Below are 21768 nucleotides of genomic sequence, written 5' to 3' on the forward strand. Positions count from 1 at the left end.
CGCCTTTTTTTGCTGTTGAGCATTCAGAAAGCCTGCAGCGTGATGCCGCCGGCGGGCAGGGCCGCCCGCAGCTTTTCCACAAAGGCCAGGGCCTTGGGGCCGTCCCCGTGGACACAGACGGAATCCGCCTGCAAGCTCACCTCGCTGCCGTCCCGGGCGGTGACCTTGCCCTCTTTGACCATCCGGGCCACCCGGGCGATGGCCTCGCCCTCGTCGGTGATCATGGCGCCGGGCTGGCCCCGGGGCACGAGGGTCCCGCCGGGCTGGTAGCCCCGGTCGGCGAAGACCTCGCAGGCCACCGGCAGGCCGATGGCTTTGGCCGCCGCCACCATCTCGCTGCCCGAGAGGGCCAGCAGGACGGCCCCGGGGGCCGCCTTTTGTACGGCCCGGCAGATGGCGTCGGCCAGGGCGCGGTCCTTGGCGGCCATGTTGTACAGCGCACCGTGGGGCTTCACGTGGTGGAGGGGCACCCCCTCCGCCTGGCAGAAAGCCTGGAGGGCGCCGATCTGGTAGGCCACGCAGTCGGCGGCCTCCGCCGGGGCGATCTGCATTTTGCGGCGGCCGAAGCCCATCAGGTCGGGCAGGCCGGGGTGGGCCCCCACCTGAACGCCGTATTTCCGGCAGAGGGCCACGCTGCGGTGCATGACGGTGGGGTCCCCGGCGTGGTAGCCGCAGGCGATGTTGGCGGAGGTAATATAGGGGATGATGGCTTCGTCGCTGCCGATGGTGTAGGCGCCGAAGCTCTCCCCCAGGTCACAGTTGAGATCCAGAAAGGGCATGGCAAAAGGCCTCCTTTGTCAGAACCGCAGGGCGGTGTTCTTCACGTCGGTCAAAAACATGTGCCCCGGGGCGTGGGTGATGCAGAATGTGGGTTTGGACGCCATGACCGCCGCCTGGGGGGTGACCCCGCAGGGCCAGAAGACCGGCACCTCCCCGGGACGTATCGTGACAGGGTCGCCGAAATCGGGGTGGGCAAGGTCGGTGATGCCGATGGCTTCGGGGAAGCCGATCTGCACCGGCGCGCCGTGCACCCGGGGCATGCCCGCCGTGATGGCCACCGCCGCCGGCACCAGCTTGTGGGGAATGGGCCGCATACTCACCACCATGTTGCCGTGGAACACCCCCGCCGATTCACAGGGAATGTTCGTATTGTACATGGGGACGTTGACCCCCTCCTCGATCTGGCGCACCGGGATGTCCGCCTCCAGCAGGGCGCTCTCAAAAGAAAAGCTGCACCCGATGAGGAAGCTGACAAGATCCTCCCGCTCCTCAAAATAGCGGGCCACGTCGGTGGGTTCCTCGGCGAGCACGCCGTCCCGGTAGACCCGGTAGCGGGGGATGTCGGTGGCAATATCGCTGCCCGGGGCGAAGCGGGCAAAACTGCGCTGCCCCGCGTCGGCCACTTCCAAGAGCGGGCAGGCCTTGGGGTTGCGCTGGCAGAAGAGCAGAAAGTCCCAGGCCAGCGCCTTGGGCAGCACCACCAGGTTGCCCTGGGCGTACCCCGCGCAGAAGCCGGTGGTGGGGCCGGTGATTTCGCCCCGGCGGATGGCCGCCCGGGCGGCTGCGGGGGTGAGCCCCGCGGGATCAAAGGCAGCATTCATGCAAAACGCTCCTTTACCTGTTGCAGCCAGGCGGCCTGGCGGCGGGCGGCCGCCACGGCGCCGGCGGGGTCGGTCCAGTCAAAGGCCACCGCCTGCCCCGGCCGCAGCTGGGCCAGCACCGGCAGGTCCGCCCCGATGACGGTGGCGATCTTGGCGTAGCCGCCGGTGGTCTGGTGGTCGGCCAGCATGACGATGGGCTGGCCGTTGCCCGATACCTGCACCGAGCCTTCCACGATGCCGTCCGAGAGAATATCCGACCCGGCCACCGTCTCCAATACCGGGCCCTGCAGCTTGCAGGCCATCCGGTTGCAGTCGGCCGTCAGCCGGTAGACCCCGTGGGTGAAGACCTGCCGGGCCGCCGAGGTGAAAGCGTCGGTCTGGGGGCCCGGCACTGCCCGCAGCAGGGGCAGGCGTTCCGCCCCCAGCTGGCGCCAGAGGGCGCCGCCGTGGCGGGCGGTCTCGTCCCCCAGGGGGCGGTCGAGATGGCGGCGGCAGAGTTCCTGCCACCGGGCGGCGGCCTCCTGGCCGGTGCGGGCCAGGGGCAGCACGTCGCCGGGATGGAGCGCCCGGCCCTGGAAGCCCCCCAGGTGGCAGGCCAGATCGGTGGAGCGGCTGCCCCGCACCGGCGGGGTGGCGATGCCGCCCCACACCGCCAGATAGCTGCGCAGCCCGGCCGGGGCGGCGCCCACCGTCAGGCGGCTGCCCGCCGGGGCAAAGACCGGGGCGAACCAGGGCACCGGCTTACCGTCCAGCGTGGCGGGCGCCTGGGCTCCTGCCAGGGCGAAAACCGCCGCCGTGACAAACTGCACCTCAGGCCCGCGCAGGGTGGTTTCCAGCACGGCCTCGCCGGGTTCGTTGCCCAGCAGCAGGTTGGCAAGGCGGGCGGCGTAGCCGTCGGCGGCCCCGCAGCGGCGGTAGCCTTCGGCGGCGCAGCCCACCCGGCCCAGGTCCTGGACGGTGGTCAGCGGGCCGGGATTCAGCACACAAAGGCTCATACCGTTCCCTCCTTTTGGGCCAGCGTCTCGAACTGCTGGGGGGTGATGGCCGCAAAGCGGATGCGGTCCCCCGCGGCGTAGAGCAGCGGGCGGTCGGGGTCAAAGAGTTTCAGCGGCGTGCGGCCGATGAGCTGCCAGCCCCCCGGCGAGGCCACCGGGTAGATGCCGGTCTGCTGGCCGCCGATGCCCACCGACCCCGCCGGGATGGCGGTGCGGGGATTCTGCAGACGGGGTGTGAAAAGGGCGGGGTCCAGCCCGCCCAGATAGGGAAAACCGGGCAGAAAGCCCAGCATATAGATACGGTATTTGGGGGCGGTGTGGCGGCGGATGACCTCCCGCTCGGAAAGTCCCGCGTGCTGTGCCACAAAGGCAAGGTCGGGTCCGTAGTCCCCGCCGTAGCAGACGGGGATCGTCACCACCCGGCCGCCGTGGTGGCGGCGGGGGCGGGTCTTTTGAACCAGGGGTCCCAGGGCGGCGGCCAGGGTATCGTAATCGGTGCGCAGCGGGTCGTACCGCACCAGCAGCGAGGCGAAGGCCGGGACGGTCTCCACCACGCCGGGCAGGTTGGCGGCGTGCACCGCCCCGTCCAGGGCGGAGACCTTGTCCCCCACCCCCTCGTCGATCTTGCTGCCGCAGACGGCCAGCAGGGCGCAGTCCCCCACGGGAAAGAGTTCAGCCTGCATGGGTTCCTCCTTTCCCGGTCAGCACGCGCTGAAAAAGCCCTTCTCCAGCACCGGCTGGAACCAGCGGTCCGATTCGTGGGAGTGGCGCACCGCGTAGGCCGTGCACTGCCGCATGAGGCTGACGACCCCCACGTTGAGCCGGGTGCTGAAGCCGTCGATGCCGGGCAGCAGCGAGCCTGTCATGTCGATGAAGCCGTTGCGGGCGGCCACCCGCATGACCTCCGACTCCATCTCCTCCCGGTGGAGGATCTCCATGTCCCGCTTGAGGTAGGCCAGCGCCGCCATCATGCCGTAGCAGCCCCAGTCGGAGCAGGTGGCCGTGATGATGCTGTCCGCCCGGGTGGCGCTGAGCACCCCGCCGCCGCAGCCGCAGGCGCACTCGCCGGGGCCGGTGAAGGGCACATACTTGCGGATATGGTCGGCGATGGAGGCCATGCCGATCTCGTTGCCCAGGTCCCCGATGGCGATATTGGCCACGCCCCGGCTGCGCAGAAGGTTCCACAGCGCTTCGCTCTTGGCCTGCAGTTCGGTCACATCCAGCCCGCCGGCGTTGTGGTAGACCCCCTTGGCGTTGGCGCCCGCCGCCTCGATGGCGATGACGGCCGCCGGGTCGATGGCGTCGGCCAGCTGCTGGGCCTGGGCGGGGGCCGCGGCTTTGTCCTTGGTAAAGGCCACCACCCCCATGCTCAACGGCAGGGCTTTGACGGTGGCCAGGTCCTCATAGCAGTGCAGCCCCACCACGGCGGCGCAGCGGCGGATGGCCTCCACGCTGTCCGCCGGCCAGACGATGACCGGCTTGGCCCCGAAGGCCAGCACCAGCGCCCGGGCCAGCAGCATGGAACTGACGGTGCCGTCCATTTCCGGCACCTTGTGGGGCAGCAGCACGAAGCCTGTCATGATGACCACCGTGTCCCCGGGGTGGACGGCGGCGCAGAGCACCTCCGCGGCGTGCATCGTCACCGGCTCCCCGGTGTAGGCCCGGCTGCCCGCATAGAGGATGCGGCAGACACCGTATCCCCGGGGGTCCAGGTTCATCAGGGCGTCCAGGTTTTCCCCCACGTTGCGCTTTTCCAGTTCATCCCGCGTCATAGCCCGTCACGCCCCTTTCAGTCCAGCACCGACGTTTTGCCGGTGTAGTCGTAGTATTCCTGCAGCACGGCGTCCTGGATGGCCTTGAGCGTCCCGGGGTCCTTGCCGCCCGCCGGGGCGCCGTCCAGCTCGCAGGCATGGAGGCAGAAGTTGGAGGAGGAGGTGACGATGATCTCGTCGGCGGCGCGCAGGTCGTCCAGGGTATAGGGCTTCTCCATCACCGTGATGCCCAGCCGGTAGCAGGCCTGGATCATGTGGGTCTTGGCAATGCCCCGCAAAATCAGCTCGTCGTTGGGGTGGGAGTAGAAGACGCCGTCCTTCAGGATCGACACGTTGGAGTGGGCGCACTCGGTGACGATGCCGTCCCGGTGGAAGACCGTCTCCTGCACGCCGCGGCGGGCGGCGTCCTGGGCGGCCATGACGCTGGGGATCAGGTTCAGCGTCTTGATGTTGCAGTGATAGAACCGGGTGTCCGGCGCGGTGACCAGCCTGATGGGCACGTCGGGGTCGTTGAGGTGGTTGGGGCGGATCATCACCCACAGTTTGCCGGGCATCCCCTCGGGGTAGACGTGGTTGCGGTCGTTGATGCCCCGGGTGACCTGCCAGTAGACAAAGTGGGTGGTGCCATCCACTTTGCCCAGCAGGTCGGTGAGCAGTTCGCCCAGAGCGGCTTTTTCCATGGGGATATGGATATCCAGGGCTTTGGCGCTGGTGTAGAACCGGTCCAGGTGGTCCCGGAGCAGATACACCTTGCCGTTGGCCCCCACGGTGGCATCGTAGACGCCGTCCCCGAAGAAGTGGACCCGGTCGTTGAAGGGCACCATCAGTTCCTCCGGTGCGCCGATTTTTCCGTCATAATACGCGATGGCCTGCATACCAAACACTCCCTTTTTCTCTGTTTGCTTCTATACTTTCCCTGCCCCCGCGGGGGCTTTTTACCCAAATGACAACGGCCCGTCACATCCCCCCTGGGGGATGCCGCCGGGCCCCGGGGTCCCTTACACGGTGACCCCGTATTTCTTTGCGATGATGGTGCGGATGACCTCCACGCAGGTGTCCAGCCCCAGAGCGGCGCTGTCCAGGCAGAGATCGTAGTTTTCCGGCCGCTTCCACTTCTTGCCGGTGTGGTAGTTGTAGTACCGTTCCCGGTAGCGGTCCAGCCGGTCGATGTAGTGCATGGCGCGGCTGCGGTTGATGCCCTGCCGTTTCATCTCCCGTTCCACCCGGGCTTCGTAGGGGGCATCCACATACACTTTGAGCACGTTGGGTTTGTCCCGCAGCACGAAGTCGGCGGCACGGCCCACGCAGACGTAGTCCTCGTCGTTGAGCAGCTCCCGCAGCACCTTGGCCTGGTAGTTGAAGAGGTTCTCGTCGCTGATGAAGTTGCCGCTCTCCGGCGGGATGATGCTGCCGTCGTAGACCCGGCGGCTCACCTGGTAGAGCAGCGTCTTGCGGGTGTTCTCGTCGGCTTTGGCAAAGATCTCCTCGTTGATGCCGCTGTCCTCCGAGGCCAGCCGCAGCAGTTTGCGGTCATACAGGTCGATGCCGTAGAGCTCCGCCAGCTTCTTGCCGATGTAGCTGCCGCCGCCCGACCCGCAGGTGCGGGTGATGGCAATGGCAAAATGCAGTTTGACCATGGATGACTTCCTCCTTTCTCACTGGCCCAGATAGGCCTTTTTGACCCGGGGATCGTTGAGCAGGTCCTTGGCATCCCCCTGGATGGTGATGGTGCCGGTCTCCAGCACGTAGGCCCGGTGGGAGATGGACAGCGCCATCCGGGCGTTCTGTTCCACCAGCAAAATGGTGATGCCCTGGGCGTTGACCTCCCGGATGATGTCGAAGATCTCCTTGACAAGCAGCGGCGAAAGGCCCATGGAGGGTTCATCCATCAAAATCATCTTGGGCTTGCTCATGAGGGCGCGGCCCACGGCCAGCATCTGCTGCTCGCCGCCCGATAAGGTGCCCGCCAGCTGGCGGCGCCGCTCCCGCAGGCGGGGGAACCGCTGGTAGACTTCCTCCCTCGTCTTTTCCAGGTCGGTGGGGTCGGTGTAAGCGCCCATTTCCAGGTTTTCCTCCACCGTCATGGCGGGGAAGATGTGCCGCCCTTCCGGCACGTGGGCCAGCTTGTGGGTGATGATCTTGCTGGGCTCGGTCTTGCGCAGGTCCACCCCGTCAAAGGTGATGGAGCCCGACGCCGCCTTCTCCAGCCCCGTGATGGTGCGCAGCGTGGTGGTCTTGCCCGCGCCGTTGGCGCCGATGAGGGAGACGATCTCCCCGTTGTTTACGGTGAGCGACACCCCGTTCAGGGCGTGCACCGCGCCGTAATTCACATGCAGGTCTTGTACGGTAAGCATCAGATCCCCTCCACAACCTCGTTGTCTTTGCCCAGATAGGCCTCGATGACCTTGGGCGAGTTGGCCACCTCTTCGGGGGTGCCGGCCGCAATGGTGGTGCCGAAGTCCAGCACCTGGATGCGCTCGCAGATCTTCATCACAAGGCTCATGTCGTGCTCGATGAGCAGGACCGAAATCTTGAATTCATCCCGGATGTAGTCGATGATCTGGAGCAGCTCCTCCGTCTCGGTGGGGTTCATGCCGGCCGCCGGTTCGTCCAGCAGCAGCAGTTTCATGTCGGTGGCCAGCGCCCGGGCGATCTCCAGCCGGCGCTGCTCGCCGTAGGGCAGGTTGTCGGCTTCGAGATTTTCCTTGCCCTGGAGGTGGACCACCTCCAGCAGTTTTTTCGCCTTCTCGGTGATGGCCTGCTCCTCCCGCCAGAACTTCGGCGTGCGCAGGATGGCCTGGGGCATGCCGTAGTGCAGCTCCCGCAGCATGGCCGCCTTGACGTTGTCGATGACGGTCATCTTCTTGAACAGCCGGATGTTCTGGAAGGTGCGGGCGATGCCCGCGTGAACGATCTGATGGGTCTTTTTGCCGTTCATCTGGACGCCGTTGAGGTAGAAGGAACCCTCGGTGGGCTTGTAGACGCCGGTGATCAGGTTGAACACCGTGGTCTTGCCGGCGCCGTTGGGACCGATGAGGCCCACCAGCTCGGATTCGCCGATCTCCAGGTTGAAGTCATCCACGGCCTTCAGGCCGCCGAACTGGATGCCCAGGTGCTGGCAGCGCAGCACCGGTGTTTTGGTTGCCGCCATACCGTCACGCCCCTTTCTTGGCAGTTTCCCGGCGATGGGTCAGACGGCCCAGCGCCCGGGTCAGGCTGAACTCCCAGCGGCCGAAGATGCCGCCCGGACGGAAGAGCATGACCAGCACCAGCACCACCGAGTAGCAGAGCATGCGGTAGGTGGCGAACTGGCGCATGGCCTCGGGCAGGGCCGACAGGAACACCGCGCCGATGATGGAGCCGGTGAGGGAGCCGGTGCCGCCGATGATGACCTCGCTGAGGAGTTCCGCCGAGTAGTTGAAGTTGAAGTTGGTGGGGATCATGGCGGTCATGTAGTGGGCGTAGATGGCGCCGCCGATGCCCGCGAAGAAGCTGGATACCGCGAAGGTCATGACCTTGTAGAAGGTGACGTTGATGCCGGAGGCGGAAGCCGCGATGTAGTCCTCGCGGATGGCCTGGACCGTGCGGCCGAACTTGCTGCGCACGAACATGTACATGAAGGTGACGCAGACCACCATGACCCAGAAGGCCCGGGGGAAGGTGGAGAGCTTGAGGATGCCGCTCAACGTCTTGCCGCCGCCCGTGATGGAGAAGTTGCAGAAGCAGACGCGGATGATCTCGGCAAAAGCCATGGTGACGATGGCGAGATAATCCCCCCGCAGCCGCAGGGCGGGAATGCCCACCAGCACACCCATGATGCCGGCGGCGAGGCCGCCCATGAGGATGGCGACCAGGAAGAGCCCCAGATCGGACAGGCCCTTGCCGGCCAGGGCTCCCGAGACGATGGCCGACACATAGGCGCCCACCGAGACGAAGCCCGCATGGCCCAGGGAGAACTCACCCATGAAGCCCACCACCAGGTTGAGGGAGGCCACCATGATGACGGTGTAGCAGGCGGTGGTGCAGATGCCCTGGATGTAGGTGGTGGAGGTGCCGAAGACCCCCGCCGTGAAGAGGGCCATGAGCAGGGCGAAGACGACCGCCACGCCCACGGCGTTGAGGAGATAGGCGATCTTGCGTTGTTTTGTCATCGCGGTTTCCTCCTTACACTTTTTCGCCGGTGTTCTTGCCCAGGATGCCCGAGGGTTTCACCAGCAGGATGACGATGAGGGTGCCGTAGGTGACGGCCTCATACCAGCCGGGGGCGAAGAGCTTGACGAAGATCTCGATAAGGCCCACCAGGATGCCGCCCAGCATGGCGCCGGGGATGATGCCGATGCCGCCCAGCACGGCGGCGATGAAGGCTTTCATGCCCATCATGGAACCCATGTCGGTGGTGACGCGGGGGTAGGTGGCGCAGTACATCAGCGCCGCCACCGCCGCCAGGGAGGAACCGATGCAGAAGGTCAATGTAATGATGCGGTTGACGTTGATGCCCATGAGGGTGGAGGCGTCCTTATCCTGGGGCACGGCCCGCATGGCCTTGCCCAGCTTCGTACCCTTGACGAAGAGCTGCATGCCCAGCATGATGACAACACCGATGGCGATGGTGAGCAGCACGTTCAGCGGCAGGGATACCCCACCCACCATGATGGTGGGCAGGCTGAAGATGGCCTCCACGTTGTGGGGCTTGGCGCCGAAGAGCACCATGGCCAGGTTCTGCAAAAAGATGCTCATGGCCAGGGCGGTGATGAGGGCGGACATGGAGCCCGCCTTGCGCACCGGCCGGTAGGCGAAGGTTTCCACCAGGATGCCCAGCACGGCGCAGACCGCAATCGCCGCGATGACGGCCAGCCAGGCCGGCATGCCGGCGTTGACCATGAGGGGAATGGTATAAAACAGGGTATAGGAACCGATCATGATGAAATCGCCGTGGGCGAAGTTGATCATCCGGATGATGCCGTACACCATGGTGTAGCCCAGGGCGATCAGCGCATAGATGGCGCCCTGGTTCAGCCCGTTGATGAGGCTTTGGATAAACAGCGAGAGTGTCATACTACCTTCACCTTTCCCGGCAGGGAGGCCCTGCCCTAGAATAAAGCGCGGCGGCCGGGGAGGGCCGCTGCGCAGGATACGGGGTTGCCGTTGTAGAGTTTATTCAGCCGAAGCTACGACCTTGCCCTCGGCGTCCAGCGTCTCGGCCCACTTGACCTTGCCGTCCACGTAGGTGTTGAAGACGATGGACTTGATGGCGTCGCCGTTCTCATCCAGCGTGATGTCGCCGCCCACGCCGGAGAAGCTCAAGCCCTTCATGCCCTTGACCAGGCTCGCGGTATCGGTGCCGCCGCCGTTCTCGGCCGCCTGGACCAGCATGTACATGGCGTCGTAGTAGAGCGCCGCGCAGGCGTTCAGGCTCTCGGTGCCGTACTTCTCGGTGAACTTCTGCACGAAGTTCACAACGGCCGGGGAGGTATCCTCGCTGGAGTAGTGGTTGGTGAAGTAGCAGTTGTCGAATTTGTCCTCGAGACCGGTGGTGTCGGCGCCGTCCCAGCCGTCACCGCCCGTGATGATGCCGGTGAAGCCTGCGTTGCGGGCTGCACCCACCAGCAGGGGCACGGTATCCAGGAAGCAGGGATAGTAGAGGAACTCGGCCCCCGAGGCAACCGCCTGGGCTGCCTGGGAGGAGTAGTCGGTGTCGGTGGTCATGCACTCGCCGGTGTAGGTGACCTCGATACCGTTGGCCTCGCAGTTCTCCACGAAGGCGTCCTTCAGGCCGTTGGAGTAGTCATCGTCCTTGGCGTAGATGACCGCCACCTTGCTGATGCCCTTGTCCTTGACGAAGAGGGCTGCCATCTTGCCCTGGTAGGGGTCGATGAAGCAGTTGCGGAAGATCGTATCGCCCTTGAGGGTGACATCCACGTTGGTGGCGCCGGTGGCCAGCAGCAGCATGCCGTCGCTGGCCGCCTGGGTGGCCATGGGCAGCGTCACCGAGGAGAAGAAGCTGCCCACGATGGCCTCGGGTTTCTCGGCCATCAGCAGGTTGTAGGCGTTCATGGCCTGCTTGGCGTCCTTGGCGTCGTCGGCCACCTGGCCGTTGTTGACGATCTCGATCTTGTAGCCGCTGTCGCCGGCGTTGATCTCCTCCACGGCCATATCCACGGCGTTCTGGGCGCCCTCGCCGTAGATGGCGGAACCGCCCGTCATGCTGCATACAACGCCCACCTTGATGATGTTATCCTCGGCGGCGGTGCTGTCCGCCGCCGTGCTGGAGGCATCGGCGGCGGAGGCGGAGGACGCGGTCTCCGATCCCGCGCCCGCCTGCTGCTGGGCGCTGGACCCGCAGCCTGCCAGCAGGCTGATGCTCATGGCCGCGGCCATCGTCAGGGCTAGAACTCGTTTGTGCTTTCTCAATGTGGTTCCCTCTTTTCTCCATGTTTCTTGTTTTTCCCTCCGAAAAGGGAAAAGGCGCACAGTTCTTGCGAACTGCACGCCTTTGTGGTTGCTTGCACCATGGGCCAAATGCAAAACGGAGCTGCGTGCCCGGGTGGGCTGCGCAACTCCGTTGTTACGTTTTGGTTGGGTCTGGTGTTGTGGCTATTATAGCAGGGTCGGATGGCCTGCGCAAGGGGAATTTCTCAAAAATTTCTAAATTCGTTCATCCTGGAAGGTTTCCCCCGGCCGGGACAGGCCATCTTTGTGCAAGATTACGAAAATTAAACAAGCCTGCTGAAATAAACCCGGTTTTTCGGTTTTCCGCTTAAGATTCTTAATTTTCCCGGTTTTGCGGCAGACAGCCGTCCTTGTATGGAGGACGCATCGTTTTTACCGGGCGTTTTCCGGTTCGGGCGCAAGGCCGTAGAGGGCGGAGTATTTGCGGTCAAGATACCGCAGGAAAGGTTTTGCGTCCAGGGCGCTGCCGGTGACCCGCTGCACCAGCTCCCCCGCCGTGAAGCAGCAGCCCCACTGCCAGATGTGTTCGCCCATCCAGCCGTTGAGGGGGGCAAAGTTGCCCTGGCGGATCTCCTCCTGCCAGGCGGGCAGGTCCCGTTCGAGGGCTGCCAGGATCTGGCCGTCGTAGATGTTGCCGAGGGCGTAGCTCTGGAAGTAGCCGATGTAGTCCCCCGCCCAGTGCATATCCTGGAGCACCCCCTGGGTGTCGTCCGGCGGGCAGACGCCGAGATATTCCTTGGTCAGCACGAAGCAGGAGGCGATCATGAAGTACCAGTTGTTGGCCGGGGTGGTGGTGTAGGAGGGATCGATCATCTGGGCCGCTGGCCTCGGTGACGCCGATGGCCATCTGCATGACCAGCACGATGCCCAGCGCCGCGAAGCCCGAGAAGTTACTGACCAGCGAGCCGAGAATCCAGACAAGACCATCCCGGGTGAGCAGGCTCTGGACGGTGACCACCTCCTGGGTGGTGGGGTTCACCGCCGACACGCCCAGCGCCGCCAGCACCGTGGTGAGGGCCACCAGAATGACCACCAGCCACAGAAACAGGATGAAGGGAGAGGGCAGCGCGTTGCCGATGCGCTCGATGGCGCCCAGCACGCCGCCCGACTTTTTCTCCAGGGGACCCTTGTTTGCCAAATGTAGCAAATCCTTTCTTTTGCGCCGCCGCACGGCAGGGGCACTTTCCTCCGGGTAAGTACCGCACCGGAATGTGCGTACTTGCTTTTGAGGCGGTGGCTGCGCTATGATGAAGACAGATACAAAGCAGCATACAGAAAGGAGCCTGTTTTCCATGACAAAAGATTTTGGCGTAAAACCCTATCTCTTCCCCATGCCCACCTACATGATCGGCACCTACAACGAGGACGACACGGTGGACGTGATGATGATGGCCTGGGGCGGCATCTGCGCCGAGGACATGGTGGCCCTCAACCTGGAGGCCGACCACAAAACGGTGGCCAACCTGAAAGCCCGCAACGCCTTCACGCTGGCGGTGCCCGGGGCGGATACCCTGGCGGCGTCGGACTATCTGGGCATTGCCAGCGCCAACAAGGTGGCCGACAAGTTCGCCCGCACCGGCCTGCACGCCGTCAAGAGCAGCCGGGTGGACGCCCCCGTCATCACCGAATATCCCCTGACGCTGGAATGCGAAGTGGTGGAGATGCAGAACCAGCCCTACGGCCTGCGGGTGCTGGGCAGGATCGTCAACGTGCTGGCCGACGAGAAGGTGCTGGACGACGCCGGCAAGATCGACGCGGGCAAGCTGCAGGCCTTCGCCTTTGACCAGATGGGCAACGGCTACTACGCCGTGGGCGAGCGCATCGGCCAGGCCTGGCACAGCGGCGCCGGCCTGCTGAAGCCGTGAATGTTCCCGGAAAGCGCAGAAAGAGCGCGGAACCCTTTGGGGTTCCGCGCTCTTGGTTTTATTCGATGACGCCGCCCATGCTGGTGAGCAGGAAGAGGTTCTGCTCGGCGGTGCCGCGGTAGTTTTCAATGCCGAAAGCCTCGGCGTAGGTGGCCCGGTTTTCCAGCGAGGGGTCCAGGCCGTTGAGGATGCAGGCATCCACGATGGAGACGCCCCGGTAGCCCTGGAGCAGGGTGGTCAGGTCGTCCTTGGCCGGGTCGGGGGTCTGGCGGTTTTCCAGATAGGACCGGGCCATGGCGTCGGCCTCGGCCTCATCGGCGGCCTGGGTGGCGTAGAAGGAGAGGTTCTCCCCCGGCTGCAGGTCCGCCGCCGTCAGCGTGGGGGCCAGGTCCAGCCGCTGGAGGGCATCCTCCTCGGCGGCCATGGTCCAGTCAAAGTCCAGCACGGTCTGGCCTTCGCCGTCCACCACCCGCAGGCCGTCGGCGTCCACCGTGAAGGTGCCGGTCACCGTCCGGGCCGTCACCTGGCCGTCCTGCTGGGTGTAGCAGGTCAGGGTCAGGCCGTCCGGCGTCATGTGCAGGCTGTAGAGATCGCTGCCCACGCAGGCCATCCAGAAATTGTTCTGTTCCAGCTGGGCCAGCAGGTCCTGGGCGCCCGCCAGATCTTCCCGCAGCCGGGCGGGGTCGGCGGCATCCTGGGGCGTCAGGTAGAGGTCATTGATGCGCAGGGCAAAGCCGTCCGCCTGGGGCACCAGCGCCACCGAGTAGTCCCCCAGGCTGAACCCGTCGCCGGTGTCCAGCTTGAGGTCCGCCAGCGACAGTTCCGCCACCGTCTCGGCCTGATCGGCGTCGGGCGCCTGGCTTTCCAGCGTCAGCTTGCCGCCCTTGAGGTTCACCAGCCAGGCGGTGCCGTCGGGGGCCATGCCGCCCCACTGGCCGTCCATGGTGAGCAGGGCCGCGGGGGAAACCGGCGTGGCCGTGGGAGCCGCCGTGGGCGTCGGGGTGGGGGCTTCGGTGGGTGCCGGGGTCACGGCGGCGGATTCCGCCGTGGCGGGCGCCGGGGCGGAGGAGGCGTCCTCCTCCTTGTCACCGCAGGCGGTGAGCAGCAGCGCCAGGCCCAGGGTCAGCGCCGCAAGACGAAGGTGTTTCATCCGTTGGTCTCCTCGCTTTCATAGTTGTAGGAAGACCCGCCGTATTCGCCGTGCACCGTCACGCTTAGCAGAACGTCGTCCTGGTTGAAGACAAGGAAGATGCTGCGGCCGTTGTCGCCCAGTTCCACTTTCACCTGGTTCAGCTCGTTGACCGACGGGTTCAGGCCCAGTTCCTTGGCGGTATCCAGCGCCTGCTGCCGGGTGGTCTTGCCCAGCTCCACCCAGGTCTTGCCCTGGTACTGCAGCGTCGTGTCCTCCTCTTCCTCGGCGGTGTAGGTCAGGTCCTTGATCATGCCGTACTTGGGATCGATGGCGTTGCCGGTGTAGTTGGCCGCCTGGACTTCCAGGGTGGTACGCACGTCGTACCGCAGGTAGACGTTGGCGTAGGAGTTGGCGGGCAGATAGTCGGGCTGGCGTTCCACCGTCCAGCCCTGGTTGGTGAAGTCTTCCACCGTCAGGGGCAGCGTGCCGCTTACCAGCGAAGACTGGACCGAGAAGTCCTGCAGGCCGTAGGCTTCCATGAAGGCGGGGTCGTCGTACTCGGCGGGGCGCTCCCGGGAAACCTGATCGCCTGCGGCAGAGGCGGACTTCACATCCTTGCTCACCGTCAGGGTAGCCCCGGACAGGATGCCGTCTTTATTGAAGGTGTATTCCTCCTTGCTGGTCTCATCCTCCCGGACATAGGTATCCTCGAGAATATCATCCTTCACCGCGTCGGGACAGGCCCCCGGAAGGTCCTGCAGGGTGGAGGTACCCAGCGTCAGGCCGTTGGACAGCGTGCAGCTGTTGCCGGTCTCGCCCAGATAGTTGTTGTTGAAGTAGGTGTGGTAGACCCACAGCATGGTCAGTGTGCAGTCCGACACAGGCTGGGTGTTCAGCCCCTGGTTCACCAGGGTCACCGAGATGGTGCCGTACTCATTGATCATGTCGATAAAGCTGGCCTGTTCTCCCGGTGCCAGCATGCGGGTCTCGTCGGCCTCGTCCTTGAAGACCCAGCCCGCGTCCAGCAGGGGCTGCACCGAGCCGGGCAGTTCCAGCGTGACATCGTTGATGGTCATGGTGGGCAATCCGACCGATACCGTGGAAGCGGCGCCGTCCGCCGGGGCTGCGGCCGGGGCGGTGCTGTCGGCATTGCCGTCCGCCGCGGAGCTGCTGCCGGTGGAGGCGGCGGACGTACTGCCGCCCGACTTGCCGCCCTGGCAGGCCACCGCCGCGATGACCAGAACAATCACCACCGCCGCGATCAGCAGGAAAATCTTCTTGCCGCCGGACTTTTTACCGCCGGACTTTTTACCGCCGGACTTCTTGCCGCCGGGGGCCTTGTCCGCCGGGGCGGCGGGTTCGGGTGTGCTTTCCGGCTTTGCTTCGGCCTTGGGTTTGCTTTCCGCTTTGGGCGCCGGTTTCGGTTCAGTTTTGGGCGCAGGCGCCGGGGCGGGTTCCGGCTTGGGCTCTGCCTTGGGTGCCGGGGCCGGCTGGGGCGCCGGTTCCGCCTTGGGGGCGGGCACCGGCTCGCTGTCCGCCAGCACCGTGTGGCCGGTGGGCAGGTCGGCCAGCACCGTGTGGTCCCCCGCGGGGGCGGCGGGACGGGCCCCGCCGGGCACCTGCCGCAGGTCGGGGGCCAGGTCGGCGTTGCCGGGGTCCTTCAGGGCCGCTTCCAGATCGGTGAGGAAGCTGCCCACATCCTGGTAGCGGTCGGGCTGGCGCACCGCCAGGCCCTTCATGATGACGTTGCTGATGGCCACCGGGCAGGCCGCCTCGGTGGCGGCGGGGGCGGGCAGCAGGTCGCGGTACATCCGCTCCATGGCGTCGTCGGGGGCCTGGCCCACGATGCACCGGTAGAGGGTGGCGGCCAGGGCATAGACATCGGTCCAGGGGCCCTGGTGGCCCTTGCTGCGGTACTGCTCCTCGGGGGCGTAGCCGGGCTTGAGGATCACCGACAGGCTCTTGATATCGGTCTGGGACACCGCCCGCGCGGCGCCGAAGTCCAGCAGCTTGGTGCGGCCGTCGGGCAGCACCATGATGTTGTCGGGGCTGATATCCCGGTGGATGATGCCGTCGGCGTGCACCCGCTCCAGCGAGCGCATCACCGGCATGAGCAGGGCCACGGCGTCGGCGGGAGCCAGACGCCCCTTCTGTTCCAGGTAGTCCTTCAGGGTGACGCCGTCCAGGAAGTCCATGATGATGTAGGCGGTGCCGTTCTCCTCACAGAAATCCCGCACCCCCACGATACCGGGTTCCTCGTAGAACCGGGCCAGCACCCGGGCCTCGCTGAGGAATTTCTCCTTGTTTTTCGTGAAGGTGTCCCGGTGGGTGCCCAGGGTGGCAAACACCGTGTCGGAGGCGTCGTGGTTGCGGTTCACATAGCCCGCCATGTAGAATTCCTTGATGGCCACCTTCAGGTTGAGCACGGTGTCCCGGCCCACATAGGTGATGCCGAAACCGCCCTCGCCCAGCACGCGGCCCACCTGGTACCGCTGTTTGACCAGGCTGCCCGGCACCAGATGATGGGGCAGTACGGTGTAGCTGGCGCTGTCAAAGCCGCACCGGGCGCAGACGCTTTCCTCCCCCAGCGGCGCCAGACAGTTGGGGCAGACCCGCATTTCACTCATATCCGTTCCTCCTTTGCGCTCAGCGCTTGTCCTTGTCCACGAATTCCAGGGCGACGACCGCCACCGCCGCGTAGACCGCGGTGTGCAGCAGGATCATCCCCCAGTTGCCCGCCAGCTTGCCCCCGTCGTGGACGTAGTCCTCGTTGACGGCGACGGTGTAGTTTTCCTCCACCATCTGGTCCACCTGCTCATCGGGGATGGGCAGGGACTGCTGGTGCACCATCTCCTTGAGGGTGTAGGCCAGCTGGATCTTCTGGGTGTTTTCCAGGTTGTTGTAGTCCGCCGAGATGGCGGTGGCGTTGAGACCCCATTTGCTGATGGTCAGGTTGCCGAAGATGGCCAGGGGACCTTCCAGCGAGAAGAGCATGCCCGACAGGATGAGCTGGATGATCAGCACGAAGGGCATGACGGTCATGGCGGTGGTGGGGGTCTTGACGATGGCTGAGATGGCCAGGCCCAGCACGTCGGCGGCGTAGGTGGCCAGGAAGTAGGTGACGAAGTATTCCAGCAGCACGCTGCCGAAGAGGGGGCTGACGGCCGGGTAGGTGAGGAAGATCGAGCTGATGCCCAGCAGCAGGGCGGCCTGGAGCAGGCAGATGCCCGCCTGGAAGATCAGGTGGGAGGCCACGTAGCTGGTGATGTGCAGCCCGGCCCGGTGTTCCCGCTTGATGATGGCCCGCTCCTTGCAGATGGTCTGGATGGAGTTGAAGATGCCGATCCAGATGCAGGCGGAGATCAGCGTGAAGCAGCCCGAGAAGGTCTCCATGGTGTAGACGAACATGCCGCTGCCCAGCACCACCGACACCAGCACCGAGATCACCGCGCCGAAGATCAGCACCTTCCAGCCGTGCTCGTTGAGAAAAAGGCGCCAGTGCTTGCCCAGATAGATGCCCACCTGGGTGGCGCGGGAAACTTTTGCGCCGTTCATACCGTACCTCCTGCGTACTGTGCGTATTTTTCAATGTAGAAGTCCGACAGGCCGTCGCCGTTTTCGTCGGGGCGGTTGATCCGCTTGACGATGCCTTCCATGGTGTCGGTCTCAAAGAAGGCCCTGGCCGCCTCGATGGAGCCGTAGAAGGCCAGATGGCCGCTGTTGGTCTTGGCGCTCTTGGCCAGCACGATGACCTTGTCGAAGAGATGGACCACCCGGTCGGGGGCGTGGGTGATGACCATGACGATCTTGCCCTCGTCGGCGATGACCCGCAGGTTCTCCATGAGGCTGGCGGCCATGATGCCGTCCAGGCCGGAGTCCGGCTCGTCCAGGAAGAAGAGGCTCGGGTCGGCGATGAGCTCCACCGCGATGTTCAGCCGCTTTTTCTGGCCGCCGCTGAGCTTCTTTACCAGGGAATTGCGCTCCCGCTGCAGGCCCAGCATCTCCAGCACCCGGTCGATGCGCTGCTGGCGCTCCTCGTGGGTGGTGTTGGCGGCCATCTTCATGCGGGCGGCGTTGTCCAGCGTGTGGTAGACGCTGTCATCGTCCCGCAGCAGGTCCTGCTGGGGCACGAAGCCGATCTCGTACTTCATACGGTCGTATTCCTTGTAGACATCCCGGTCCCCGTGGGTGATCTTGCCCCGGGCCTTCTCGTACCCCATGACGGCGTTGAAGAAGGTGGTCTTGCCGGCGCCGGAACCGCCCAGCACCAGCACCATATCCCCGGGGTCCACGCTCAGGTCGATGTTTTCCAAAAGGATCCGCTTCTTGAACAGGTTGCGCACGCTGCGCTCCTGGATGTGGATGGACAACTGGTTGTGCTGCACCGCCGGGGCGTTGTAGAGCAGCCGGTCCCCCAGGAAGAGGAACAGCGTGTTGGCCACCCGCACCACGTCCATGGGATGGAGCGGCCAGGGCTGGTCGATGCGGCGGTTGTTCACATAGACGCCGTTGGTGCTGTCGTGGTCCAGGATGGACCAGCCGTGCACGCCGTGGCGGAAGGTGGCGTGCCGCTTGGACACCGCCGGGTCCGCCACCTTGATGCCCTCCTGCCGGACGGTGGTCCGGCCGATGTGGATATCGCCGGTGGTGTCGGTGAGGGTCAGCTCGTTCCACTGGGTGTCCTGCCAGGAGGTGGAGAAGACCATCACCACCGCGTCGGGATGGGCCCGGTCCAGCGTCTTGCGGTCGATGCGCAGCACGTCGCCGTCCTGGAGCAGGCAGGTGTCGCTTTTTCCCTCCCGGCCGTAGAGCTCCCCGTTGACGTGGGTGCCGTTGAGGCTGCCCAGGTCCCGGCAGCACCAGCCCTCCTCCAGCATAAGGAACTCCCCGTGGTGCCGCGATACGATGGAACTGGTCAGCGGCAGGTCCACGTCGGTGCCCTCCATGGCCCGGCCCATGACCATGCCGGACTGCAGGTCCACCGTGCGCATGGTGCGGGTGCCGTCCCACACAAACAGCCGCGCAGGCTTGGCCTCGCCGGGGCTGTACAATACCGTTGCGCTCATTCCCTCTCCTCCTCGTTGTCCGGGTAGATCCAGACGGTGATGGCGGTGCGGTTGTCCCGCTCGCCGTGATGGTCGTTGCGGCCGATCAGTTCCAGCATGTTGTCCATCCAGGTGACGGGGTTGTCCGCCTCCTCCAGGCAGATCTGGATCTGCTCCTCGGTGATGTATTCCCAGAAACCGTCGGTGCAGAGCAGCAGCTGCTGGTCGCCCTGGAGCGGAATGTCCGGCTCCAGCTCCACCTGGGAGCGGGTCCAGGGCATGCCCAGCGCCCGCAGCAGCTTGCTGCGGTCCTCGTGGAAGCGGATGTCCGCGTCGGCCACCTGGCCGATGGCGGAGAGCATCTGGGTCACGCTGTGGTCAAAGGTGCGCCGCTGCAGGCGGCCCCCCTGGGCATAGTAGGTGCGGGAATCCCCCACGTGGCCCCAGTACAGGGTGGTTTGGTCCAGCAGCACCACGTTCAGGGTGGTCTTCATCTGGGTCTCGCTGTGCTCGGCCCGCTGCCGTTCCAGAATGGCCTGCTGGGCGGCCAGGAATCCCTGTTCCAGCTTGCGGGCCGACACCTGGGGCAGAATGGCGGCGTAGTCGGCCACCGTGCGGCAGGCCAGCTCGGCGGCCACCTCCCCCCGTTCCAGTCCGCCCAGCCCGTCGGCCACCGCAAAGCAATACCCGGTGGGCGTCTCACAGACCGCGAACCGGTCCTCGTTGCAGGCGCGGTCCCCGATCTCGGTATGGGTGCAATAGCGAATCTTCACGGCTGCTCCCTTCTGCGGCGGACTTCCCGCCGCGAATCCAGCCTTTTTGTATCGGCTGCTATGTATCCTTTAATTGTACGTATCCGTCTGTATCCTGTCAAGAAAAAACAAAGAGTACCCGGACCCCGCCCCGGGGCCCGGGCTGTGGCGGCCGGTCAGGCCGCCGGCTCCGCGTTTTCCTGCCGCTGGAGGGCCTCCGCCAGCGTGCCCAGCGTGCTGGTCTGCTCATACACCAGCGTTCCGTTGGAGAGATAGCGCATCTGGAGCAGGTTGCCCTCCTCGTCGTAGCTGCTCTCCTCCTCCCAGTCCGATACACCGGTGGAGCGGCAGCTGGTCTCGTTGCCCGCCTCATCGTAGGTGTACACTTCATCCTGCCCTGTGCTGCCGGCCTCCCCCACATAGTGGCTGGTCAGGAGCTGCCAGTCCTCGTTGAAGGTCAGCTCGTCGGTCCACTGCGACACATCCCCCTTAAGGGAACCCCACAGCGTGGTGGATACCGTCCGGCAGGTGCCGGTATGGGTGGCATCGTCGTAGGTGTAGGTCTCGTGCATGCTTTCCTGGCCGTTTTCGGTGGTGACCACCTCCACCTTGCGGCCCAGCTCGTCGTAGCTGTACTCGGTGATGACCTCCGCCGTCTCGGTGGTGCCGTCGGCCAGGAATATGGTGGTGGTGCGCTGGTTCTTCACCGGGTTGCCGTTCAGGTCGAAGGTGCGGGTGCTGTCCACCTGGCCGTCGGGGTCATAGTAGGTCTGGGACACCTTCACGTCGTCCCCGTTGTAGAGATACTCCCACCGGGAACCCTGGCCGTCGTAGTTGTCCATTCCCAGCAGGTTGCCCTTCTCATCGTACCGCTGGTTGATGATGAACCGGTACGCCTCGGTGCCGTCCTCGTTGTAGTTGATCTGGGTGGTGTAGAGCACCACCTGTTTTTTGCGGTTCTGCAGGGTCTGGGCGGCCGCCGCCCCGTCGGCGCAGGCCGTGAGCAGCAGCGCTGCCGCGGCGCAGAAAGCCAGTATCCGTCTTTTCATACTGTTTCTCCTTTCCGGTCAGGAGACCAGGGTGCATTCCAGCACATAGTCCCGGTCATATTCGGTGCGCTCCCACATGTACAGCGGGTCGGCGGTGAAGTCGTCGGTGGACCGCATGACGAAGCTGTCCTCGTAGAAGCCGCCCTCGCCCATGTAGAGCACCCAGTCGTAGTGGGGATTGTCCAGGTTGAAGGGGTTGTTCTTTTCGATGTTGCGGATGGTGTAGTCCAGGCCGGTCTCGTGGATGTACTCCACATTCTCGGTGTGGTCGTAGCAGAGCCGCTCGCAGTTGGTGAGGGCCCCCTTGCGCCAGTCGAATTCCCCGAAGGTGACGGTCCAGTCGTAGTCCTGCCAGTAGGAGGTGTACCCGCCCACATGGTCCTCGAACATCTCGCTGCGGTAGGTGCGGCCCTCCAGCACGCAGTCCACGTCAAAGTCCTCGTCGGGGGTCAGGTCCCGCACCGTCCAGCTGCCGTGGACCGGCTCATAGTCCAGCGTCAGGGTGGCGCCCCCGTGGAAGGTGAACCAGCCGTAGGTGCGCCCCTCAAAGTCCAGCCCCACCCGGGCCATGGGCTGCACGGGGTTGGTGTTGTCCAGCGTGGAGCTTTCCACCCCGTAGGCCGGCAGCAGCACCGACTCCTCGCCCCCGCCGCCGATGCCCAGCAGGGCGTAGGTATCCTGCTTCATCAGCCCGCTCACCACATAGAGGTCGGGCTCCTTCTTGGCTTCCACCGCAGCGGGCACCGAGGTGACGCTCTCCAGCACCCAGTTCTTTTTTTCCTCATCGTAGACGGCCAGCGCCGTGCACTGGTCGGTGTACACCGTGAAGCCGTTGTCCGACACCACGGTGGCCGTCACGGTATCGCCGTCCTCCCCCGGCTGGTGGGTAATGTCGGACACCGAGGTGATGCCCGCCAGGCGGTCGGTGAAGAGTGCCTCCACCCCCAGCAGGTCCTCGAGGGCATCGTCGGGGATTTCCCGGGAACCGCAGGCGGTCAGCAGCAGGGCCAGGCAGGCCACAGGCAGCAGGGACAGGGTCTTTTTCATCGCGGATACCTCCTTCGGGCAAAAAAAATCAGACCGGAAAGGTGCAGGCACCTTTTCAGT

At 65.0% G+C, this 21768-nt stretch carries 21 protein-coding genes and 1 pseudogene; 1 reads left to right on the top strand and 21 read right to left on the bottom strand.

The window, feature by feature from the left end; all coding sequences use genetic code 11:
• Positions 1-23: 23 nt before the first annotated feature.
• The 14 genes and pseudogenes from ABGT73_RS12295 to ABGT73_RS12360 form a co-directional block, all read right to left on the bottom strand.
• Positions 24-779, bottom strand: a complete 756-nt coding sequence (locus tag ABGT73_RS12295) for a 5-oxoprolinase subunit PxpA (RefSeq protein WP_346669955.1) — start codon at positions 777-779, stop codon at positions 24-26.
• An 18-nt stretch (positions 780-797) separates the two neighbouring features.
• Positions 798-1601, bottom strand: a complete 804-nt coding sequence (locus ABGT73_RS12300) for a putative hydro-lyase (RefSeq protein WP_346669956.1) — start codon at positions 1599-1601, stop codon at positions 798-800.
• Positions 1598-2596, bottom strand: coding sequence for a biotin-dependent carboxyltransferase family protein (locus tag ABGT73_RS12305; protein ID WP_346669957.1), 999 nt, complete (start codon positions 2594-2596; stop codon positions 1598-1600). Before ABGT73_RS12305 ends, ABGT73_RS12300 begins: the two co-directional genes overlap by 4 nt.
• Positions 2593-3279, bottom strand: a complete 687-nt coding sequence (gene pxpB / locus ABGT73_RS12310; RefSeq protein WP_346669958.1) for a 5-oxoprolinase subunit PxpB — start codon at positions 3277-3279, stop codon at positions 2593-2595. Before pxpB ends, ABGT73_RS12305 begins: the two co-directional genes overlap by 4 nt.
• An 18-nt stretch (positions 3280-3297) precedes the next feature.
• The gene (locus ABGT73_RS12315; protein ID WP_346669959.1) at positions 3298-4368 is read right to left on the bottom strand and encodes a DUF4392 domain-containing protein; all 1071 of its coding nucleotides are present in this window, start codon (positions 4366-4368) and stop codon (positions 3298-3300) included.
• Between the two features lie 17 nt (positions 4369-4385).
• Positions 4386-5243 (bottom strand): aminotransferase class IV, encoded by an 858-nt coding sequence (locus tag ABGT73_RS12320; protein ID WP_346669960.1) that lies wholly within the window; start codon positions 5241-5243, stop codon positions 4386-4388.
• Between the two features lie 123 nt (positions 5244-5366).
• Complete coding sequence (locus ABGT73_RS12325) at positions 5367-6005, bottom strand: cytidylate kinase-like family protein (protein ID WP_346669961.1); 639 nt, start codon at positions 6003-6005, stop codon at positions 5367-5369.
• Positions 6006-6023: 18 nt separating this feature from the next.
• Entirely contained in the window at positions 6024-6722 is a 699-nt protein-coding gene (locus ABGT73_RS12330; RefSeq protein ID WP_346669962.1) for an ABC transporter ATP-binding protein, read from the bottom strand.
• Positions 6722-7519 carry an ABC transporter ATP-binding protein gene (locus ABGT73_RS12335; RefSeq protein ID WP_346669963.1) on the bottom strand — a complete coding sequence of 266 codons (798 nt, stop codon included), beginning with the start codon at positions 7517-7519 and terminating at the stop codon, positions 6722-6724. Before ABGT73_RS12335 ends, ABGT73_RS12330 begins: the two co-directional genes overlap by 1 nt.
• Positions 7520-7523: 4 nt before the next feature.
• Positions 7524-8519: a branched-chain amino acid ABC transporter permease gene (locus ABGT73_RS12340; protein ID WP_346669964.1), complete on the bottom strand. Its 996-nt coding sequence runs from the start codon at positions 8517-8519 to the stop codon at positions 7524-7526.
• 13 nt (positions 8520-8532) lie between these two features.
• Positions 8533-9423: a branched-chain amino acid ABC transporter permease gene (locus ABGT73_RS12345; protein ID WP_346669965.1), complete on the bottom strand. Its 891-nt coding sequence runs from the start codon at positions 9421-9423 to the stop codon at positions 8533-8535.
• 99 nt (positions 9424-9522) lie between these two features.
• Positions 9523-10779 carry an ABC transporter substrate-binding protein gene (locus ABGT73_RS12350; RefSeq protein ID WP_346669966.1) on the bottom strand — a complete coding sequence of 419 codons (1257 nt, stop codon included), beginning with the start codon at positions 10777-10779 and terminating at the stop codon, positions 9523-9525.
• Positions 10780-11190: 411 nt separating this feature from the next.
• Positions 11191-11631: a hypothetical protein gene (locus tag ABGT73_RS12355; RefSeq protein WP_346669967.1), complete on the bottom strand. Its 441-nt coding sequence runs from the start codon at positions 11629-11631 to the stop codon at positions 11191-11193.
• A 64-nt stretch (positions 11632-11695) separates the two neighbouring features.
• Positions 11696-12112, bottom strand: a pseudogene (locus ABGT73_RS12360) (AbgT family transporter); the annotation flags it as partial.
• Here ABGT73_RS12360 and ABGT73_RS12365 point away from each other — a divergent pair.
• The gene (locus ABGT73_RS12365; RefSeq protein ID WP_346669968.1) at positions 12111-12683 is read left to right on the top strand and encodes a flavin reductase family protein; all 573 of its coding nucleotides are present in this window, start codon (positions 12111-12113) and stop codon (positions 12681-12683) included. The pseudogene ABGT73_RS12360 and the gene ABGT73_RS12365 overlap by 2 nt on opposite strands.
• Positions 12684-12741: 58 nt before the next feature.
• Here the strand turns inward: ABGT73_RS12365 and ABGT73_RS12370 are convergent, their stop codons facing one another.
• From ABGT73_RS12370 to ABGT73_RS12400, 7 genes are all read right to left on the bottom strand, one after another.
• Positions 12742-13833 (bottom strand): hypothetical protein, encoded by a 1092-nt coding sequence (locus ABGT73_RS12370; RefSeq protein WP_346669969.1) that lies wholly within the window; start codon positions 13831-13833, stop codon positions 12742-12744.
• The gene (locus tag ABGT73_RS12375; protein ID WP_346669970.1) at positions 13830-16442 is read right to left on the bottom strand and encodes a serine/threonine-protein kinase; all 2613 of its coding nucleotides are present in this window, start codon (positions 16440-16442) and stop codon (positions 13830-13832) included. The genes ABGT73_RS12370 and ABGT73_RS12375 overlap by 4 nt, the downstream gene beginning before the upstream one ends.
• A 19-nt stretch (positions 16443-16461) precedes the next feature.
• Positions 16462-17370 (bottom strand): ABC transporter permease, encoded by a 909-nt coding sequence (locus ABGT73_RS12380; RefSeq protein ID WP_346669971.1) that lies wholly within the window; start codon positions 17368-17370, stop codon positions 16462-16464.
• A complete protein-coding gene (locus ABGT73_RS12385; RefSeq protein ID WP_346669972.1) occupies positions 17367-18881 on the bottom strand; it encodes an FHA domain-containing protein in 1515 nt (504 codons plus the stop codon). The genes ABGT73_RS12380 and ABGT73_RS12385 overlap by 4 nt, the downstream gene beginning before the upstream one ends.
• The gene (locus ABGT73_RS12390; protein ID WP_346669973.1) at positions 18878-19633 is read right to left on the bottom strand and encodes a protein phosphatase 2C domain-containing protein; all 756 of its coding nucleotides are present in this window, start codon (positions 19631-19633) and stop codon (positions 18878-18880) included. Before ABGT73_RS12390 ends, ABGT73_RS12385 begins: the two co-directional genes overlap by 4 nt.
• Positions 19634-19788: 155 nt before the next feature.
• Complete coding sequence (locus ABGT73_RS12395) at positions 19789-20661, bottom strand: hypothetical protein (protein WP_346669974.1); 873 nt, start codon at positions 20659-20661, stop codon at positions 19789-19791.
• An 18-nt stretch (positions 20662-20679) separates the two neighbouring features.
• Entirely contained in the window at positions 20680-21708 is a 1029-nt protein-coding gene (locus tag ABGT73_RS12400; RefSeq protein ID WP_346669975.1) for a hypothetical protein, read from the bottom strand.
• Positions 21709-21768 lie beyond the last annotated feature (60 nt).

The sequence above is a fragment of the uncultured Subdoligranulum sp. genome (assembly GCF_963931595.1).
Taxonomy (GTDB): domain Bacteria; phylum Bacillota; class Clostridia; order Oscillospirales; family Ruminococcaceae; genus Gemmiger.

Bases quoted from the DNA above. Each gene is read 5' to 3' on its own strand.
- ABGT73_RS12395 (WP_346669974.1), bottom strand. From the start codon at position 20,661: ATGAAAAGACGGATACTGGCTTTCTGCGCCGCGGCAGCGCTGCTGCTC.
- ABGT73_RS12320 (WP_346669960.1), bottom strand. From the start codon at position 5,243: ATGCAGGCCATCGCGTATTATGACGGAAAAATCGGCGCACCGGAGGAA.
- ABGT73_RS12345 (WP_346669965.1), bottom strand. From the start codon at position 9,423: ATGACACTCTCGCTGTTTATCCAAAGCCTCATCAACGGGCTGAACCAG.
- ABGT73_RS12300 (WP_346669956.1), bottom strand. From the start codon at position 1,601: ATGAATGCTGCCTTTGATCCCGCGGGGCTCACCCCCGCAGCCGCCCGG.
- ABGT73_RS12305 (WP_346669957.1), bottom strand. From the start codon at position 2,596: ATGAGCCTTTGTGTGCTGAATCCCGGCCCGCTGACCACCGTCCAGGAC.
- pxpB (WP_346669958.1), bottom strand. From the start codon at position 3,279: ATGCAGGCTGAACTCTTTCCCGTGGGGGACTGCGCCCTGCTGGCCGTC.
- ABGT73_RS12315 (WP_346669959.1), bottom strand. From the start codon at position 4,368: ATGACGCGGGATGAACTGGAAAAGCGCAACGTGGGGGAAAACCTGGAC.
- ABGT73_RS12340 (WP_346669964.1), bottom strand. From the start codon at position 8,519: ATGACAAAACAACGCAAGATCGCCTATCTCCTCAACGCCGTGGGCGTG.
- ABGT73_RS12400 (WP_346669975.1), bottom strand. From the start codon at position 21,708: ATGAAAAAGACCCTGTCCCTGCTGCCTGTGGCCTGCCTGGCCCTGCTG.
- ABGT73_RS12365 (WP_346669968.1), top strand. From the start codon at position 12,111: ATGACAAAAGATTTTGGCGTAAAACCCTATCTCTTCCCCATGCCCACC.
- ABGT73_RS12380 (WP_346669971.1), bottom strand. From the start codon at position 17,370: ATGAACGGCGCAAAAGTTTCCCGCGCCACCCAGGTGGGCATCTATCTG.
- ABGT73_RS12355 (WP_346669967.1), bottom strand. From the start codon at position 11,631: ATGATCGATCCCTCCTACACCACCACCCCGGCCAACAACTGGTACTTC.
- ABGT73_RS12330 (WP_346669962.1), bottom strand. From the start codon at position 6,722: ATGCTTACCGTACAAGACCTGCATGTGAATTACGGCGCGGTGCACGCC.
- ABGT73_RS12375 (WP_346669970.1), bottom strand. From the start codon at position 16,442: ATGAGTGAAATGCGGGTCTGCCCCAACTGTCTGGCGCCGCTGGGGGAG.
- ABGT73_RS12370 (WP_346669969.1), bottom strand. From the start codon at position 13,833: ATGAAACACCTTCGTCTTGCGGCGCTGACCCTGGGCCTGGCGCTGCTG.
- ABGT73_RS12335 (WP_346669963.1), bottom strand. From the start codon at position 7,519: ATGGCGGCAACCAAAACACCGGTGCTGCGCTGCCAGCACCTGGGCATC.
- ABGT73_RS12385 (WP_346669972.1), bottom strand. From the start codon at position 18,881: ATGAGCGCAACGGTATTGTACAGCCCCGGCGAGGCCAAGCCTGCGCGG.
- ABGT73_RS12325 (WP_346669961.1), bottom strand. From the start codon at position 6,005: ATGGTCAAACTGCATTTTGCCATTGCCATCACCCGCACCTGCGGGTCG.
- ABGT73_RS12295 (WP_346669955.1), bottom strand. From the start codon at position 779: ATGCCCTTTCTGGATCTCAACTGTGACCTGGGGGAGAGCTTCGGCGCC.